9 protein-coding genes and 2 pseudogenes are annotated in these 19,618 nt (G+C 41.1%); 4 read left to right on the top strand and 7 right to left on the bottom strand.

The annotated features are described in order from the left end of the window. Positions 1-66 precede the first annotated feature (66 nt). The 5 genes from AACU25_RS19195 to AACU25_RS19175 form a co-directional block, all read right to left on the bottom strand. Positions 67-2,841 (bottom strand): death domain-containing protein, encoded by a 2,775-nt coding sequence (locus AACU25_RS19195; RefSeq protein WP_096578317.1) that lies wholly within the window; start codon positions 2,839-2,841, stop codon positions 67-69. A gap of 360 nt (positions 2,842-3,201) precedes the next feature. Continuing rightward, on the bottom strand, positions 3,202-9,465 hold the full coding sequence (locus tag AACU25_RS19190) for an AAA family ATPase (protein ID WP_096578315.1): 6,264 nt from the start codon (positions 9,463-9,465) through the stop codon (positions 3,202-3,204). Positions 9,466-9,536: 71 nt separating this feature from the next. Next, positions 9,537-11,342, bottom strand: coding sequence for a lipoxygenase family protein (locus tag AACU25_RS19185; protein ID WP_096578313.1), 1,806 nt, complete (start codon positions 11,340-11,342; stop codon positions 9,537-9,539). A 38-nt stretch (positions 11,343-11,380) separates the two neighbouring features. Then, on the bottom strand, positions 11,381-13,219 hold the full coding sequence (locus AACU25_RS19180) for a lipoxygenase family protein (RefSeq protein WP_096578311.1): 1,839 nt from the start codon (positions 13,217-13,219) through the stop codon (positions 11,381-11,383). A 114-nt stretch (positions 13,220-13,333) separates the two neighbouring features. After that, positions 13,334-14,686, bottom strand: coding sequence for an AAA-like domain-containing protein (locus AACU25_RS19175; protein WP_096578309.1), 1,353 nt, complete (start codon positions 14,684-14,686; stop codon positions 13,334-13,336). 147 nt (positions 14,687-14,833) lie between these two features. Here AACU25_RS19175 and AACU25_RS19170 point away from each other — a divergent pair. Then, a pseudogene (locus AACU25_RS19170) lies at positions 14,834-14,976 on the top strand (IS5-like element ISNeu3 family transposase); the annotation flags it as partial. Positions 14,977-15,102: 126 nt separating this feature from the next. After that, positions 15,103-15,337, top strand: a pseudogene (locus AACU25_RS19165) (hypothetical protein); the annotation flags it as partial. On the opposite strand, the gene AACU25_RS19160 reads toward AACU25_RS19165, so the two are convergent. After that, the gene (locus AACU25_RS19160; protein WP_321206569.1) at positions 15,330-16,883 is read right to left on the bottom strand and encodes a tetratricopeptide repeat protein; all 1,554 of its coding nucleotides are present in this window, start codon (positions 16,881-16,883) and stop codon (positions 15,330-15,332) included. The pseudogene AACU25_RS19165 and the gene AACU25_RS19160 overlap by 8 nt on opposite strands. A 51-nt stretch (positions 16,884-16,934) precedes the next feature. Continuing rightward, on the bottom strand, positions 16,935-18,110 hold the full coding sequence (locus tag AACU25_RS19155; RefSeq protein ID WP_096578305.1) for a hypothetical protein: 1,176 nt from the start codon (positions 18,108-18,110) through the stop codon (positions 16,935-16,937). A 259-nt stretch (positions 18,111-18,369) separates the two neighbouring features. On the opposite strand from AACU25_RS19155, the gene AACU25_RS19150 reads away from it, so the two are divergent. Together AACU25_RS19150 and AACU25_RS19145 are read left to right on the top strand one after the other, a co-directional pair. Then, a complete protein-coding gene (locus AACU25_RS19150) occupies positions 18,370-18,849 on the top strand; it encodes a hypothetical protein (RefSeq protein WP_321206570.1) in 480 nt (159 codons plus the stop codon). A gap of 96 nt (positions 18,850-18,945) precedes the next feature. Further along, on the top strand, positions 18,946-19,212 hold the full coding sequence (locus tag AACU25_RS19145; protein WP_096578303.1) for a hypothetical protein: 267 nt from the start codon (positions 18,946-18,948) through the stop codon (positions 19,210-19,212). The last annotated feature ends 406 nt before the right edge of the window (positions 19,213-19,618 follow it).

Raw genomic sequence — 19,618 nt, 5'->3', positions numbered from 1 at the left:
CAACAGCGATAAATATTGCCATTTTTATTGTTAGGGACGGTGATTATAGCCGTCCCTAAAATTTATTTAGCCTTGAGAATCCAGTTCTCCTCCATACTTTTGGGAAAGGTATTCATTCAGAACAATTGCCGTATCTGTGGATGGTGATAATACCTTGGATTTAGCCTCTGGATAATAGTCCTTATCACCATTATCTAGCTTAAATTCAGCTCGCCAATTATAAGTACCATCACCATCTTCTAAAGGTGCTAAAAACACTAGATCTGGGTCATTATCACCTTCGCCCTGGTCTATCCTAAAAGTTTGCTTGGTTTTACCGTACTCAATCACAACTTTAATGTTGTCAACTTCATCCCAATCAATGAATTTTTTAGAAATTTTGACCATGAGTAATTTACTTTGTTTAGCCAATTCTTCATCACTGGGAATCACATCTTTCAAGCTCAGTTTGGGGTTAGTTTCTGCTTCTGTCCAATTATCTTTTCCTGGCCCGGGGAGATAAATTTTGCCTTTATCACCGAACAATGTGTTCTTATGCGTGAGAACAGCTTGCCATTTATATTCTTCATGATTTCTGTCTTTGAGATCAACTACCCAAGTCTCAGATTCCTCATCTTTGAAGCTGAAGATTTTCTTTTCACTCACACGGTTTTCCGTATCTTCATACCCAAGAGTGACTTTAGCAGAACTAAATCTTAGTGTAAAATCTACCTCTTCTGTATCTACTTCTATTTCTAGAACATCTTCCTTAATATTTCCCACTGTGATCGTACTTTTTACAGCAGGTTGTTCACCAACCAATTCTCTTGTTGTACCATTTTTGAACTGAATGAACCCAGAGTATTTGATTGTAGCTCTATCTTTATTGATGGTTGGTACAGCCCATTTTTCAGTACGGCGATCGCTAGATAGGCTCACAGTCTTGTTAGGAATGTATTGAATACCAGATTCAACGTAACTCAAGTCAATAATAATCGCTTCAATCTTGCTATCAAGTACAGAATTGATAGTGTATTCTTGTGTCTCTTTGAAAGGGTCATCTATATAGATGTCAGAACCTAATGTTTGTGCCCATTCTACAGGTTTACCATCAAAGTCACCAACTGTGTACCAAAATTCTTTACCATCTTTCATAAAGAACTTAGTGCGGTACTGGATGGGCTTTGTGCGAGATACAAAGATGGGTTTCACGAAAGAATTAGCTTTTGAACTTGTATTGGTGAGAATTCTCTTGGTTTCGACTGTCTGGATACCCGCATCTTCATACTTTAATTCCACCTGCGCTCTTTCTACCAGTGACCAATTGATATCACTGGTTGTGATTTCTGCGTAAACAATCCCCGTATCACCCACGTTAATAGTCAAAACATTTTCATCACTTTCTTTTGTTTCACTTTGGAAAGACTTTCCTTCGCCGATGAAATTGACTTGATAAGAATATTTATATTTGTGAATTGGTGTTTTCTGACCACCTTGGTCTACAAATTTTAGATACCAGATTACTTCTTGGAGTTCAGCAAAGTTGTTTTTGTTGAAAACAAATTCTCCCTGGGGTTCGCCTTCGTAATCAATCTTGACTTCAATACTGTGAATTCCTAATTTTTCAAAATTAGCATTTGTCTGAATTTTGACTGCTTTTTTCTTGAAAAATTCGTCTTGTAAGTCAACTTCGTGGAAATAATCTTTGAGATTTGCTTCACCAACTAATGATTCAATAGTAGGTAGCTGCATTTGAGGAAATACAGTGTATGTAACAACGCGACTTTCACTAAAAGTGCGCTTGATATCTCTAGTATTTTTGAGTTCTTCGGAAACTTTATCAGGATTAGTTTTAAACCTCTGACCAATATTACTCAAATCAAGACCACCAGTTTGATTGCTGAGGATGTCGTCTAGTTGAGTTTGTCCCCACTCCCGCAATTCTTTTTCTAAGTCTTTTTGTTCTTTATCAGTTAAACCTTCTGTTGAACCTAAAATGACTTTGACTCCAGCGTATTGGTTCTTCTCAAACTCATCTCGAATCTTCTCTTCTGTTGCTTGACCCCAAATGTTCCGGTCAACCGTTCTAGAGTACTCACGAGTTTCTTTAGCATTGTAGAAAACATCGACTGTAGCCGCAGGTAAAACACACTCAAAACTCAATTTATACTTGACAGCCGCTATAGAACTTGCAGAGCCTTTTTTCAGCGCTTGCTCAAAAAATGATGACCCTTTGTCGCTGAGTGATAAGACAAAAACCGTTTCATTATCACCTATTTTGGAGGGTGAAGTTGGGTTAAGTTTCTTCTCAAAAAAGCTATCAGGGCCGTCTCCAATTAATAAACTAACTTCTGCATCAGAATAGGGAATTGCTTCTAGCTTGACTGCATTTAGATCAGGTATTTGCAGGTATTGATCCCATCCCTTTGATTCATCATATTGAGCCGAGAAAGATTGCACTTGTTCATCTGTGTAACCCAAGTCTTTTTGCAAAGCCCGCCAATCAGTTTCTTGCTTGTTGCGATAAGCCTTGACTAACAGCAGAGTCTTTTTAGCACGGGCTTCGAGTTGTGCAGCTAAACCCTCTTGAAGTGCTACTTTAATTTTTTCTTTTTGGGACGAATTGGGGAAAGGTAATTTGACAGTAAATGTAGCAAAACCACCTTCATCTTTATCGCGAGCATCTCCACGATATTGATAAAACTGGAATTTTGGTTTACCTTTACCATCTACTGCATATTCAGGAGTTTCAGGAAGTACGTAAAATTTATTTTTATCTTCATGGTCTCCATAGCAGGTGTATTTGTAGTGTTGTCCGTTATCGACAATTTCAACGCTTTTTTGGATATGACGAGTTAACATTGATTACTCCAATTTCTAGGTAATTTCATGAATACAATTTGCCTTTTTAACCCCTAAATCACAATCGAAGTTTAGGGTCTTAAAAAAGAACTTAAGAATTTTATGGCATTTATCTGCTAAATCAATAATCAGCAAGGGTTGCAAGTAATTTCAACTGAAATGATGCTCGCAGCTTATCTGCCTTAAAGTCTGACTAAATACCTTATCTTCTGATTAACTGAGGTTGACAAAAATCTAATAACATGAGAGAATTAAAATAGTGCATATAAGTATGTCAATAAATACGTAATTACCTTTGCCATCGTGGTATTCGTCTTTACATTCCAGGTTATAGTTTAAAAACCCGCCCTAGCCTCGAACTTATCTGCGATCGCACAAGTTAATCGACCCATGATGTTTGCAAAGCATCTGCTCAATCCAATTAGCATTAAAGACTAATTGGTAAATCCGGTTATGGACTCTTAATTTACCCTGCTGCTTAACTATTAAACCTGATAACAGTAGTTCCTTTTCTTCGGGGCTATCAACCGCAACTATCTCACCTTGATGCCAAATTGCTTGATATAGCTTTAATATTTCCACAAAACGGGATTCCATATTGAGGAGGCGATCGCGTATAGTTTTTAAATGCTCAGGTTCGTCTTGAGCTTCCCAATTCTCAATCACCTGTGTTTGCACTAAATTCTCTATCCAATCAGCTTCATTATCCTTGGGAATCTTTGCTGATGAATTACGAATTAGTTGACAAAGTTTTTGGGTTAGGAAAGGTTGTCCACTAGTCCAGTTTAAAACTTCCTTCAGGACATTTTGAGCATTATCTACTCTTTCTGCTAATCCTTGTAATAAGGGTTGGGCTTCATGCAATTGAAAACCATTAAGTTGGATAGCTTGACCAATATTAAAAGGCGTTCGTTTTTTATCTTGAATTAATTGAGAAGGAGTTGCTACCCCAAGCAATACAAAAGTGAGACGACTATATTTGGAAATATTAGAACGTTTATTATAGAAACTTCTGAGGAGTACGAAAAAGTCATCTATTTCAAAATTGAGATTGCTAACACTATCAATCTCATCAACAAAAATCACAATATTCTTTTGCAAGATGTTTTCTATTACTATTTCCTCTATAAAGTTGTTAAAACGTTGTACTGGAGATAGAAATTCATGCTCGCGCCACCAAGTACGAATATTAACTTTATCGAGAAGATTTAAACTACTGGCTAATATATAAATAAAACCTGCATACCACTGTTCCATAGTCAGCTGGCGATTACCAATTTCTGAAATATCGATAGCAGCACAGGCAAAGCCCTCGGCTTGTAGCCTTTTCATAATTTGCACTCGCAAGCTAGACTTACCCATCTGTCGAGCATTGAAAATGTAACAAAATTCTCCCTGTTTCAAAGCCTTGTAAAGATGTCTATCTGCCTGACGTACCACATAAGTAGGTGCATCTATGGGCAAACTTCCTCCTACCTGATATTCATAAGTGAGAGTTTGTTCTGCACTTCTTAATAAAGCGTTCTCAATCACTAATTCAGCTTGTGTAGCTTTGAGGATTTCTAAAGTTTGGCTTAACTCTTTGGTTCGTTCTTGAACTTTTGTTTCTAAGTTGCGGTTAGACTCAGCTAGTTGGGCTGTTGCTTGTTCCAAAGCTGTATTTTTATGGGCAAGTTCTTGAATAAACTGAATACGCTCTGCTTCTGCCCGTTTGCGTTGTGTAATATCTTGAAAAGCGGCTATGGCATAGGCAATCTTGCCCTTTTCATCAAAGATGGGAGTGCCAGAAGCTTCTATAGGAATAATTTTATCTACTTGGTGGATTTCTAAATCTTCACCTGCGATCCGTTCACCCTTTAATGCTCGTACAATAGGTAAGTTTTCGGCAGGATAAATTTGTTGAGTTCCTGCTTGATAGAGTTGATAAATATCGGCCAATTGTTCGGATGTTGCTTCTGCTATTACCCCTTTACCCAGTAACTCTTGTGCCGTCTGATTAACGTAGTAAGGTTTGCCATTAGCATCAAGTACAGCAATACCAACTGGCACAGCTTCTAAAAATTGAGCTAGCTTTTTTTCACTTTCACCTAACGCCACATACAGTTGAGCATTTTGAAGAGAAATAGCCGCTTGAGAGGACAGAAGTTTTAGTACTTCTAAGCGAGTAGAAGTGAAAGCTTGGGTTGTGAGGTTATTTTCCAAATATAAGATGCCAATCAGCTGACTTTGATTGATCAAAGGTATACAAAGAACTGATTTAGGTTGTGCAGAAATAATGTAGGGATCTTGGGTAAAGTACTCCTCTTGGTTTGCTTCATTAAGAAGAACATAGCTCTGAGTACGAGCCACATATTGAATGATAGTCTTTGGACAGTCAGTATACTCTTCTATAAAAATCGGCATTTTTTGTGCAGAAGTAGCCTTACTGATTTGACACTCATCTTGAACGATCAGTTTTTCTCCCTCAACCAATATAATCACAGATCGATCAGCTCCACCTGCTTCAATGACAATCTGCATGAGCTTTTGTATGAGCTTTGGTAGTAAAATTTCCTCAGATATCGCTTGCAAAGATTTGATTAGGGTAACCGCATCCAGTTGGCTTTCCTCTACTCTAAATGTCTTTTGAAAAAGTCTTGATATACTGGTTAAATCTGTTTTGGTATCATGATCAATCTGCTTTGTGCGTTCAAAAGCAGCGATCGCAGTTGTCGCTGCTTCTTCCAGTAATTCGGGATAGGTAGCATTGAGGCGATCAACCTTAGCTTTCGCACCCCAAGATTCATAGCTTTTTCGCGCATCCATCAAATATACGCCAGCTATCCGCTCATTACCCCTTGAAAGATAATATCGGGCGGTCAGTTCATTTGCCAAAGCTTCATCATTAATATAACCCTGCTGGCGAGCTGCGGTAATAGCAATTTCATAAAATTGCATAGCAGCCAGTTCGCGCCCCTCTATTCGGGCAATTTCTGCGTCTAGCAATGCAAGGTGATGATGATGATTCATGGGAGCTAACTCAGCCCACACTTTCAGTTTTTTGCGATCGCGTTTAACTCGTTTGCAAATGTACTTTTGCTCATTTACTGGTTTTATATCGTAGAGAGCAGTATGAGCTAAGGCATCGAATAGATAGTAACAGGGTAAGTAAATGGTAGATTTAGCACCTTCAAGATACTTTTTGTTCTCTACTGCTGCCTGAGCAGCTTCTGCATAATTACCAAGAAGTGTATTTAAGATCAGCTTTTTAGAGTAAAAAACAAACAGGTTAGAGACATCATTCTCGGCAAGCAAACGTGGAATCATTGTATTCTCATTAAATGCATCACCACACATTTGGTCAGGATTCTGGGATAAACCTGCTAAATTCAGTACTAATTGCCTATGAATCTCGTGGGTGTGCAAAGATGGCTCATGACCAAGACGGCGAATAACTTTGCTAAAGTCAGTCATCTTGGTTGCAAGCTGTTGTAATTCATCTCCTAAATAGTAAGAAATAGCACAGTGTGCATGTGCTGCATAAGATGCAAATTCTAGGTCGCCTCCATCGAGTATGAGGTTGTAAATTTGTAGCAAATCTTGCTGACAAAATCGATAGTGTTCTTTCCAAAAACGAATGTGATAGTTGAAAACATGTATAGAACGGTCTTGGAGTCGCCGCACCTGAACTCGGTTGTTGAGACGCAAAGCCATCTTACCAAACGAGTACCCACTGTTAATGTCTCCAATAGAACACAATAATAATCCCCATACTGTAAAGGCATAGGAAGACTCTGAACCAATGCCATACTTGATTGTGATACTAATTAAATTAAAAATTAGTAAGGGTATAAGATCGGGTTTGGCATAATACGCAGCAGAAAGAATACTGATGAGAATACGTGCAGTAGCCAAAATTGTAACATCAGTGGCAATTGGCAAAGCCACTAAATCATCAATTTTTCTGCCCCATAACACTGCTTTTGCGGACAACAGTCCCCACAATACATGCAATTTGTGAGGATTTCTAGGCAGGTGTACCTTTAATAGCGACAGAATGTTAATAGCATAGTCTATGGCCTCGGTAAGTTGCTTCATCGCCATGAGAGCATTAATCTTCATCTCGTGGACAAGTACTTGATCCAAGAGCGTGCGAGCATTGGCCAAGACAACAGAAATTAACGCTTCCATCCGCTCAAAGTTAGTAGCTAAGTATGCTGCTTCTGCAGCTTCCCGATATAAACTTAAGGTAAATTCATAATCAGTTTCCCAAGCATTCTCCTCGAGTAATTTGATTCCTGTGTCCATAAAGTTCAAGGACAATTGAAATGCTGCGGACTGTTTGGCGCGGATTCCAGCCGCTAGAGCATAGCGTGCGATCGCAAAGCGCTCGTTGGTATCTTTAACTAGCTCCAAAGCTTGGCGATAATGGTTAACTAGATCAAAAATCTGCTCGTCTAATTCATCTGATTTCACCTGTGCTACAAGCATACGAGCTATACGCAAATGCACTAATTTAGCCTCATCGCAGGGAATTAATGAGTAAGCAGCCTGCTGTACGTAGTCATGTATAAAATAGAATGTAAAGTTATATAAAGAATCTATTGGGTCATCCTTGGTACTTTTAGGAATCGCAGATTTCTCAATACGCTGAATAAATCCACTTTCTACGGCTTCATTCAGGCATACTTCAACTTCTACGGCAGAAAGTTCACTCAATGTTGTCAAGGGTAACAGATCAAAACGACTGCCCAAAAAAGCCGACAGAGAAAGCAGTTCCCGCGTTTTCAATTTCAATGTTTCTAGTCGCTGGGCGATGAATTTAGCCACATCGTCCGTTAGGTTCCGATTTCGGATCTCATCAATCAACCAGAACCATTCACCTGTATCCAGATTAAGTTGTAGTAGCCTAGTTTCACATAGAGACTCAATGAACTGTCTGAGAAAGAAAGGATTGCCTTGTGTTTTTTCCTGGCATAGAGTTGCCAAGTTTGAGACTTCTTCTGGTTTGCGTCGAAGACATTCACTCAGAAAACTACGGGTATCTTGTAACTGGAGAGGAGTGAGATTTAAAATTGTTGGTGCTTCCCCACGCTGATACATTTCATCCAGCATTAACCGCAGAGGATGTGAAATATCAACCTCATTACTGCGGTAAGTTCCCAGCAGTAAGATATAGGAAGATTGTGGATCGCTTTGCAACAGCTTCAGCAAAGCGATCGAGGGTAAGTCAGCCCACTGCAAGTCATCTAGAAAAATTACGAGGGGAGAGTCTGCTGAAGCGAGCGATCGCACAAGTCGTCGCATTAGTGAACTAAAGCGTGTCTCAAACTCACTAGGTGGTAGAGCTGCTAATGGCGGCTGAGGTTTGATAATCAACGCTAACTCAGGAATCATATCGTTGAGCAATTGCCCATAATCACCAACAACCTCACCCAGGGCTGTTTTCCACTGAGCGAGAATCTGTTCAGGTTGATTCAGAATCTGCCGTAAGCGTTGCCCAATTGCCTCAGTCAAAGCTGAGTAAGGAATATTTCGGCGAAACTGGTCAAATTTTCCTGAGATAAAGCAACCACCTTGCAGCAAAACATGTTGACGCAGCTCGTTGACCAACGCTGTTTTGCCAATACCCGAGTAACCTGCTACCAGAAATGATTCACTACGACCCGCCAGGCGCACTCGCTCGAAGCTGGCGATTAGGGTTGTGATTTCAGTTTCGCGACCGTAGAGTTTTTGCGAAAAATGCAGACTTTCTGAAAAGTCCCCTAGACCCGGTTGAAAAGTTGCGACAGATCCCGTAGCTTTCAACAACTCTAGACATCTTTGCAAATCTTGCTTCAGCCCATGAGAACTCTGATAGCGTTCCTCAGGTATTTTTGATAAAAGTTTGAGAACGATACCAGAAAGGGCTTCTGGAACATCAGGTCTTACCTGGTGTAATGGCAGAGGAGCTTGGGCTAAGTGTGCATGGATGATTTCCAGTGGCTCATACCCTATGAAAGGAGTGCGCCCAGTCAATATTTCATATAATGTTACACCCAGCGAGTAGAAATCGGAACGATAGTCTATGGGATGATTTGTGCGCCCTGTCTGCTCTGGGGAAAGATAAGCCAAGGTGCCTTCAAGTTTGCGTGCGCTAGTGTCCGCAAGATTGACCTGACCAAATCGGCTAGCAATACCAAAGTCAATGAGCTTAACCAATTGGGTTGCACGATTGTAAACTAGGTTGCTGGGATTAATATCTTTATGAATAACCCGCATTCCGTGAACTCGTCCCAAGATGTTCACAACTTGAATAGCTAGCTCAACAGACTCAATCAGTGGTAGACCAGAGTCAGGTAATATCCGGTCAAGGGAGATGCCGCCAAAGTCTTCCAGCACCATAAAAGCATCGTTGCTACTACACTTTATCCCAAGACATTTGACTATGCCGTCTCCTTCCACCAGCTGAGTAATTTCATATTCTTGACTAAAGCGGGCGATCAGTGCTTCTCGTTGCCAAGAGATCGCTTTTAAGTTCGAGTCAAAAGTTCTCAGTACTTTAATAATTACAGGAATAGAATCCCTATGATTATAAGCACGGTAAACAATAGACTGACTACCTTCGTGTAATTTCTCTATTAACGAAAAATCCGCAATTGTCATACACCACTTACACTTTTAGTGAACTACTCACTGCTATACCCGCAAGAATATAGCAGGAAGGGGCGCTTTAGTTAAATGTGGATACTAGCAGGAATTCGACTCGGTAACAAAATTTCGTAAGGTAGACAACGAGTTTTGTTTTGGGTGTTAATTTTGAACTCTATTTGATCTAGCTCACTTTGAAAGTCTTCTACAAGGGGCCGAACACGTCGATCTGAAAAATAATTGCATCCATATTTACCAATATGATTCATGATCACATTGGAGACAACAAAGACATCCTCAAGTTGACCAATGGCTAGCTTTCGAGTTGGCAGCATTTGCAGGAGGTCATTTAAAGAGTACTGGATTTGGTTGTCTTCTGAGCTCGGAAATGGTGCAAAAGATGCTCCAGGCATATTTGGTGCAAAACCCATAGCTGGAAAAACAGAGTAGTTAACAGCAGCATGGTGAGCTGTTGCCCGATGAATAATTTGGCTGACTAATGTAATTAGTTCCTTAATGGTTTTGACTTGGCCATTTTTACCTATACCATGAATATTCCCCCCATCGCGATCGCCTAACTCACGCAACCAATTCTGCACCTCGCGATCGCCCACAACATCTGCATCAGTCGTATAGTATAAATGCACATAACGCCTCACAAAGTAATGGATAGCTTCCCACAATAGTAGAACGTCATCCCGATAAGGATATTCTGGTAAAATCTCTGGCGTGATTCCATGACGTTCTAAGGATTGAGGAATGGCTTGTTCATTCCAATTAAAAGTTTGCAGTGCCCGTTGAGTGAGTGTTAATGCTCCCTGTAAGGTTACACTCTGTAACGTTGGTGTCGTTCCACCTGGTGAAAGTACAATCTGCCGGGTCGCTACTGCGATCGGGATGGTAAATTGGAAGTGTGGGTGTAACAGAATGCGAATCGGATGGTTTGCAGCCAGACTCCGGTAAGTGCAGATAGCCACAACGCCCATAATAATGTGACAATAAGCACCATGCGAAATGATGCCCTGATAATGGCTATCAGCTACTTGAAACGCAGTCTTAGCCATTAACCAAGCATAGCGATCGCTTGCAGGGGTAAAAATTGGATTATCCCGGCTTGGTTTTTGACCGCATTGAATACCTATAGGTAGCAGTTGTCTAGCCCTTGTTGGATCTGAGTAGAAAAGCCCGATTGGAGCTGACAAATACTTGCGCCACTCATCACTGATACCTGTAGGAATTTTATCCAACAGGTGAAAATTAGTGACAAACAGACGGTTTTCTGCCTTAGCTGTCTCTAAGTTATCTGCTGAATTGCCGATAGCTTGCTGGAACTGTTCATTCGTGATGGGAAATTGCTCAAACAGCTTCTCGTTACTAGGACTAACCAACGACAGCAAATGTGGATTTACGCCTGTAAGACGCTGCCAAGCAAAGTACCAATCCTCCTGCCAATACTGCACAGCAATGGGAGGAGTAATTGACTGCAAGATATTTTTATAGTCTGTGATACTCAAAGGCGGACGACAATTGTAGGGGAATATTTGAACATCACGAGGTGAACCCCATATTTTGTTCAATATCTTGTGTCTGAGTGTGCTTTTGGTATCACGAATCAAGTTGAGAAAACCTCCATTCGGCGAAGTTTCCCACGCTTGCAAATCGCTCTGGAAATTGTTTTGCACCAACTGTGCTTCTATAAGTGTTTTACATAACTGATATTCAGGAGAAAAATTTTCTTTTGCAGGTATTTCTTTTGGTAAAGGAATGTCGTGATAGTCATAAGTGAGTTGATAAATTTCTCGATCGCGAGCTACCATCTGGGCACGAGATTCAGCTTTTGGATCAGTTTGGGGAAGACATGGCATTATAGTTTGATGAAGGAATTGAGCCATAAGATTATCGATTGATCGAGTTTGTAGCTTAATAAAATTCAAATAAAGATGCTGTTCCCAATTTGAGAGGGAAGCAGAAAAGGATATGACATAAAACGAGTTTGGTCGCGATCAAGAATTTCTGACTCAACAACAGCTAAGTTCTGCTGGAATTCCTTGACTAAAGGAAGTACTCGCGAATCTTGAAAATATAAGCAGGGATAATGACCTAATTTACCGTAGCGTACGTTCGACAATTGATATAGAGTTGTGAACTGTATCAGGGCTTGTTGTACGGGAGCCAACAACATTAAATAATTGTCTTGATTCTGAGGAGTTGTATTTGTGGGAGCTTCTGCGTAAATTGCTCCAGACACATTCGGTACATAACCCATCATTGGGAATTGTGCGTAGTTGAGTGACCCATGCTGTGCTGAAGCGGTAAAAATGATTAAGGCTACCATATCAATCAGCTTTTCTAAGGTTTGGATTTCCTCCACTCCTTGAATATTTCCTTCTTGACTATTGCCAATACTTTTGACCCAGTTTTGGAGTTCGGTATCGGTTTTGACATCAATATCATTGGTATAGTAGAGCCGGAGATATTTGGATACAAACTTACGAATTGCCGTCCAAACTAATAAACCATCATCGCGATAAGGATACTCAGGTAACCCATCTAAATTATCAACGCCACGATTTTTGAAATCTAGGGGAGGTAGAGCTTGATTAAAAGCATAGTTTTTCATACCCCGAAGCATAAGAGTTAAGCTGCCTTCAAGTGTTGAACCCATCACCGAATCAACTGCACCACCTGGTGCAATTAGGTGCTTGTATGCATAGTCATTTAGTGATAGCGTAAATTCAAAATGGGGCTTAAGCAGTACATGAATTGGATGAACAGCAGCTAGATTGCGCTCTGCGGCAACAATTACGGCTTCCATTACAAAGTGCGTGTGCCCTAAATGGTAGACCATTTCCTGAATGTTACCATCAGCGGATTGGACAATAGCTTTAGCCATTTCCCAGAAGATTCCATCATTAGGAGTAAAGATTGGTGCAACCGAACGACACCACGAAATAGAATCTTGAGTTTGTTGGCATTGAATTGCTACGGGTAATAACCCTCCTAATTCCAGTGGAGTTTCTTTTTTCCAAGCAAATAGAGCGATTGGGTCAAAGATATACTTATTACGAGGCACACCAAGAACGCCATCACTCCAAGTACCGTGAGGAAGCCCACTAAGCAGCGAGTAGTCAGCAACGTAAAGCCTCCCTTCCTTACCAGCAGCTTCAAGGGTGTCGTTCTCATCTCTAATAGCAGCTTGATATTGCTGGTTAGTAAGCTGAAACGTCGGTGGTAAATGAGTAATACCTTGCAAAACCATCGGATTAGCACCAGCCAGCCTTTGCCAGGCAAAAGCGCGATCGCAAACATCCCTGCCTTGCTTTAACTTGTAAACAATCTCAGGTTTCTGGATCAACGCAAACATTGCATCGTAGGCATCCAAATTAATCGGAAAAGAACTATCTATCCTGGAAGTCACCTTGAGCGGTGTGGAAAAAAGTAAGTGTTTATTGCCTACAGCCCGAGTTAATCCTAACCAATCAGACAGCGAAAAGCTGCTACCTGCGTTTCCTCCTGTGAGATACTCCAGGTCGATGGCTGCGTGGTTTGCCAGTAAGGTGGCGTTAACCTGAGTAACCCGCAAAAGATAGTCTGGAGTAAACTCCTGATCAGGAGGAACATGTTCTGCCAGCGCAATCCCATTAGGTAAAGGTGAATTTCCGGGACAGCCTTGGTACTTATGAGTAAATTTGTAGATATATCGGCTGCGAGCCAATTGTGCTTGACGCACACTAGGATTGGGATCATTCTGCGGTAAAGTTGGCAGCATAAGTTTTTGATACTATTACCAGATGTCTACGAATGTTTTTATGCCCAATAAATTATCTAGTTAGGCAAGGAAACAGGTAAGAAATACAGCTATTTCAATAGCTAAACATTTATGTTAGGTACTTAATAACTGTTTATTTAGGCGATCGCAAAAATAACTGACATACAATTTACAGCTAGGGACTACTTGATAACCCTGTAAATATACTAAGCCCATGCTTTGCAACTTGAATACTTGCTCTAAATTTAATTCAACAGGGGTAGAATATCTGACTATCTGTGCAAACAAAGTCATCAACTCTGGATACTGTTGAAGATTCCACCACTGTTGTTGCAGGTGTTCATTATAAATTCCTGTTGCACTAAGTGCTGTTGACAACACTTGCTCTAGAGTTATGCACTGATGCCATGTATGATATAGGGCTAGTTGGATCAGATAAGGCTGTCCGCCAACCAAAGCCAGTAATTGTTCCACTTCTGCTTGTGAGCAGTTCAAGCCATACTGCTTGGCTAAAGTTTGCACCTGTTTCTTGCTGAGTAGCTGTAACTCAATTGGTAACCCTACGTTAAAAGGTGACTTATTCACGTTCAGGGGAATATAAACTTCTGTGGCGTGGGCTACAACTAACCGCAATTTTTTCCAAATCTCTCGATTTTTGGCTTCCTCATGCCAAGCGCGTAACAAGCCAAAAAAATCATCAGCTAAGTCAGGATATTGGAACAACCGATCTACATCATCTAAACCCAGGACAATAGGGTTGGTTGTTTTTGTTAAAAGATATTGCTCAAAGTAAATTTTTGAGCTAATTTTGCTGCCAAAAATCTCATCCCAATAGTCTGTAAGTTGGTTTTGTACCTGTAAACCCAAACTTATACTTGCACAAAACCAACGCAAGAATTTATCTAAGTCTTGAAAAATTGCTTTATCGGCTAGCTGGAAGCTTAAAGATACAGTGCGATAACCATTATTAGTTGCAGACTGAAGAATCCTTGACATTAATGAAGTTTTACCCATGCGTCTAGGAGCTTTGATGCGGATTAAAGCTCCTGGTTGCAAAATAGCTCTATAACAATCGCTTTCAATAGGAGGACGTTCTAAATAAAATGCAGAATCTAGCGGTACTTGACCTTCTGGTATCTCTGGTGTTGTTTCTATTATGGGCAAGTTAATGTCTAAGACTTCATCCTGCTGTTGTGGTTCAGGAAATTCATAGTCGCTCTGTTCTAAAACTAGATTAAACGCTTGAAAACAGTATTTTAAGGTTTGCTTGTCTACTCCTACTTCACAAGCAAATATCTTCATCAGTGTATCCACTGACAAACCTGTACGTTCATTCAATGCTTCAAGAGTATACCGATTACCAGAGTTTTCACCCATCTCTGCTTCAGACTTAGCTGTTTGAAGTTTCTTCAATCCTTCGGGCGTTAGGAGTACACCCCGTCTGCGTCTAGTTTTTTGTAGATACATCTTTCTTATCGAGGCTGAACAGCAAAATTCACCTTAACTACATATGCTGTTTAGTATTTTCCTGAATTCAGGACAATTTTTCTGAAATTTATACGTATTTATTAGGGCGTGTCATCAAATAGGTATCAATCTAATTTAGAGTGGCAACAGGTGTTTGAAGTGTTAGCCGAGGATGCAGACAACGAATATGCGATGATTGACTCGACCATTGTGCGTGCCCACCAACACAGTGTGGGGGCAAAGGGAGGGATGCGTCTAGGGAAGCCATCGGACGCAGTAAGGGTGGATTGCAATACTTGTCGGTTAAGGGGAAAAGGGGAAGGGGAAAAGGGGCAAGAAAAAACCTTTAACCCTTACCCTTTAACCTTTTCCCAAACCAAATTAAGAGTTTAAAATCCTTAACCGAGCAGTATTGGGGTGGATTGAGTACCAAGATTCATGCTTTGGTAGATGCCTTAGGCAATCCTATCGGCTTTCACTTGACTCCTTTATACAAAGCACGGCTTCTCCCATACGAATTTCTTTGCTCAACTTAAGCAATATCGAGCGATGCCTACGGCGGCCTACGCCTACGCAACACGTTATGATAAGCGGGCAAGGAACTTTCTGGGCGCAATTTATCTTGCTGCTGCCGTTATCTGGCTTAATTGAACACTCTCGTCATCGCAGAAATACCATTAGCTATTACTTGGCTACGAGTGAATAATTGATCGGCAACAGCAACATTACCACGGCGATGAAAAGCTTGAGCAAACCGCAGCAATCGCTGCACATCGGTTTTTTCCCCAGCAATTCTAGCTTCTGCATCCTGGGTTTGTCCGGCTTCAAGGGCGGCTATGGCAATATTATCCAGCCAGCGATCAGTTTCATCGAAATAGCCTGCATCTATCTGTACGATCATCGGACGTGGTACCATTTGCCGTGCAGTTGTAAACTGCTTATTGGCAATCAAATCTTTCAGGACAATTCCCAAGACATTCACCGCACGCAGTTCAGCAATCAGAGCTTTGAGTTCTGGGTGATAGCCGCGAGTTGTAGATAAATTTGACATCTCGCCATACCATTCATTATCAAAGCGTCCACCAAACTGATCGACTATTTTAGCAGCTTTGGCATCAGCAACTAAACGGGCGATCGCAGATTCGCGGATTTCAGGCTGGTTAAATTTGCGACTTTCTGCGGCAATTGTCAACCAACTTCTAGCCCGGAAAGAATTAGGGCGTTTCATTAGGGAAACAATTTGCTGCGATCGCCCTAAATCTCCACTAGGGGCATAGTGTAGCACCAAAGTCATTAATTTAATTTCCCGTTGTTCAACATCTTTAGTTGCTAGTGCTGCTTTGAGCAATGGATCTAGCAATTGCTTTGCTTTTACTGGGTCTTTAGCTTTAAAGTAGGTAGCAGCAATCTGAGTGACGGTAATATCAGGATCGTAATCTTGAGGAGACAGTTGCTTTAGCACCTCTAAAGCTTTTGTGGGTTGGTTAATTTGGAGATGTAAATTAACTATTTGTGACAAAAACTCACGTCGTGCGTAGGGATCTTTCAGATTTTTGATAGTTTGCTCAAATCCATAGTTGAGGGAAGATGCAGCTTCCGCCGGTTTGTCGAGAGCAATCCACCCTTCTGCTGTGCGAATGTGCGCCGCAATTAAATCTTTAGGAGTATTGCGAATTCCTGATACCGACTCAGCCGCAAGCTGTAGGGTTTGTTTTGCTTTGCTAGACTGGCCAATTTGTGCATAGGCGATCGCAGATTCCGTCAACACATAAGTTTTACCCAGACTATACCCACTCGGTAAAGGTTTAGCTAAAACCACGATTTGATCAAGTATGGTAGCAAGTTTTGGATTATCCTTCTGTTTCAGTGATTGTATTTGAGTAGTAATTGTCTTGATAGCAAAATCTAATGTCTGGGTTGTAAAAGTTGTATCTCCTCGCCGTTGAGCGTTTTCTAGCTCTCTGATAATTGCGGGGAGCCTATCAGTCGGGGACATTCCAGAAATTTCGTTCCAGCGTCGGGTACTTTCACCAGTTAGCTCTACACGGCAAGCTTTAGAAATAGTTATTTTAGCATCTGCCGCATAAATAGGAACAGAGTAAATTAGTTGAGAAGCAATAATCAAAGCGAGCGTTAGCTTCGCTCGCCGCAGGCATCGCGTCAGCATCATCAGCTTATGTTGTATATTCGTATTCACTTAAATTAGGGCGTATTAATTACTAAAAGAGCTATATTGATTTATACTCAGCTATTTTTTGCTCAGAATCTTGCCACTGAGATTAACCGTGTAAGTCAGTGATTTCTGAAAATTTGTCACCGTGACATTCCAACCTTCAAGGCGCTGCGTTGGTATGCAAGGTTCATTAGGTGCAGCCGTGGGACTGCGGAAACAATAGAATCGTGGTGACACTTGGGTAATACTAAGATTGGCAATGGGTTTTTTCAAGTCTGATTTGGCGGCGTTAAAGACTGTGCGAGCGATCGCAGTTGGTAACTCATCAGTGCGAGTAGGAAGTCCGGCGATCGCTTCGGTGCGAAGATAAACTTTATCACTGCTAATTCGGTATATTTGCTGTGCTTGCGACTTTCCCGCCACCGTTACCCGATAGCCCCGAATTCTTTGTTGAGCGCAGGATTCGGCTAAATTCCCCAATCCTAGACAGCTATCAGTAAAGGTTTGAGGTTCGATTTTAGTAATCAGAACAACTGAGGGTAAAATTTGCAAGTGTTTGCTGGCAATACTCTTGATTTCGTTAACCACCGGAATCGGTAAGCCGCCTTCAATCACAGGATTAGTACGTGCAATCAATTGTAAATCGTCAGCTGTTTCACCTCGAAATACCCAGCTTTGGCGTTGGTGGGGAATGGTAATTTTCCAGCCTCGGCTAAGAAAGGGATCGCAAGGATTAGGGGCAGAAACATTTTCACAACCACTTGCCCAAGTTGTCTTTGCAGATGAAATATTAGTTAATACAGGTTCTCCAGGATAGCCCCATTCTTTCGCCTGTTGAATCGCTTTTGTGATCATTGCCGTTGGCGGAATTTCTTGAGCAGGTTTTCCTAGAGAATGGATGTTTTGCCCATTCCTTTGCATCAAGACTCTAAAGTTACCATTATCAGTGGTGAAATAGACCAAATTTTTATGCCGATCGGCGATCGCAATTTTCCAGTAAGGTACAGGATTGTACATCCAGGTATCGCCCTTACCAATTCGAGCAACTTGAACGACTTTTGCAGTATTATCAAGTTTCTCTTTGGCGATCGCATCTTGAAGCACTTGTTGAGCGATCGTTTTTGCTTGTGGTGTAGTCACAATTTGCGGATTAGCAACGGTAGATTGTAAGGGAATTAGGGAACTAGAAAAAAGCAGACATCCAAAAATAGTTGATTTGAATAAAGCTTGGTGGGAAAAGTGTTGCAGCATAGAATATTGATTGAGAAATATCAGTAAATCTTGCAGTCTCAAGTTAGCTAATAAATACTCAAACTCAGGATTGAGTTACAGATTTGGAAACAAAATACGGCGTTGCATAATTGGGGGATGATTTATCTCACGCAGAGACGCAGAGACGCAGAGAGAATCAGGAGTGGGAGGTTTCAATGGCTCAAAATTCATTCCCTAATTTAGCAATGCCCAAAATACATATTTTAGTAGTCGCGATCGCATTCTCCACAATAAATCTTTGGCTTGTTGGTCATTAGGACTTTATCAGCAATTGCTCAATCAAGGGGAACTTTCGGCTGAAGATAGTTGGGAGTTAATGCAGTTGTGTCTTTCTGGTTTGGTTGTCAAACGTCAAGGCAAATTGAGTATCTATAACCGCATCTATGCCACCGTGTTTGATTATACCTGGACAGAACAAGCTTTGCGTGCTATCCGTCCCTATGGTGCAGAACTCGCCGCTTGGGAAATTTCTCAAGATGCTCAATATTTACTGCAAAATGAAGCCTTGCAGTGGGCGTTAGTTTGGGCAAAAAAATTAAGTTTGAGTCATAGTGATTATCAATTTTTATCTGCCAGCCAAGCCCAAGAATTAGCGATCGCCCAATCCAAAACCCAAACAGCAATACAATCAAGCAATTGGGCGATTAAAAACCGTACAACATCAAACCAGAAAACGATTGCGAATTGGGGCGATCGCGCTTTCTGCGGCTGTAATTAGCACCATCGGCACGTTTTTTTACTTCCAGCAATCAGAACAGCAACTCAGAACCAATGCAGATATCTTAAATCTAGAACGATTAGCCCAGACGGGCAATTGTTGATTGCCAAGACTATTGATAGCATAATCCATATTTGGCAAGGCGACGGCACACCTATTACTCGCATCCCTATGGGTGGTGCCTTGAATACATTCCTCAATTTTACCCCAGATGGCAACCGCTTGATTTCTAGTAGTGGGTCAATGATCTATTCCTGGAACTTGAATCTTGACGATCTCCTCGCCCAAGGTTGCAATTGGCTGGGCGACTATTTCCAAAACCATCCCCAGGAGTTGCAGCAACTTCCATCTTGTCGTAGATAACCTGAGTTCGGGAGCAGGAAAGGGACAAGTAGTAAGCTAAAAATAAAGTCAAATCCAGCACCTATCTTATGTTTAGTTGAGATGCTTTATTTTGCTATGTAGATGATTTCTGTAAGGCGTTTGAAAGTCAATCATCCGATGTCACCACATTCTTGCTCTTAGCCCCACTTTTGCAGATGTTGATAAACAACCCAGTCGGATTATCACACCAGCCTTCATGAATTCCTTCCTTCACTCATGCGATCGCTTTGCCTTGTTCTTCAATTACCCTTTATTTCTTAAAGTTGTGCAAACATTGATGTGGCAGTAGTTCCAGTTCTCTACCTAACGCTCTTCCATCACTCTTATGAGAGAATATTACTTGAAATATGCTGTAAAACATGACCTCCAATTTACCACTTGAGTG

This window comes from Tolypothrix tenuis PCC 7101 (assembly GCF_963874875.1).
Lineage (GTDB): Bacteria > Cyanobacteriota > Cyanobacteriia > Cyanobacteriales > Nostocaceae > Aulosira > Aulosira tenue.
The sequence above is the reverse complement of the archived record's forward strand: the minus strand, read 5'-3'. Positions and strand labels throughout refer to the sequence as shown.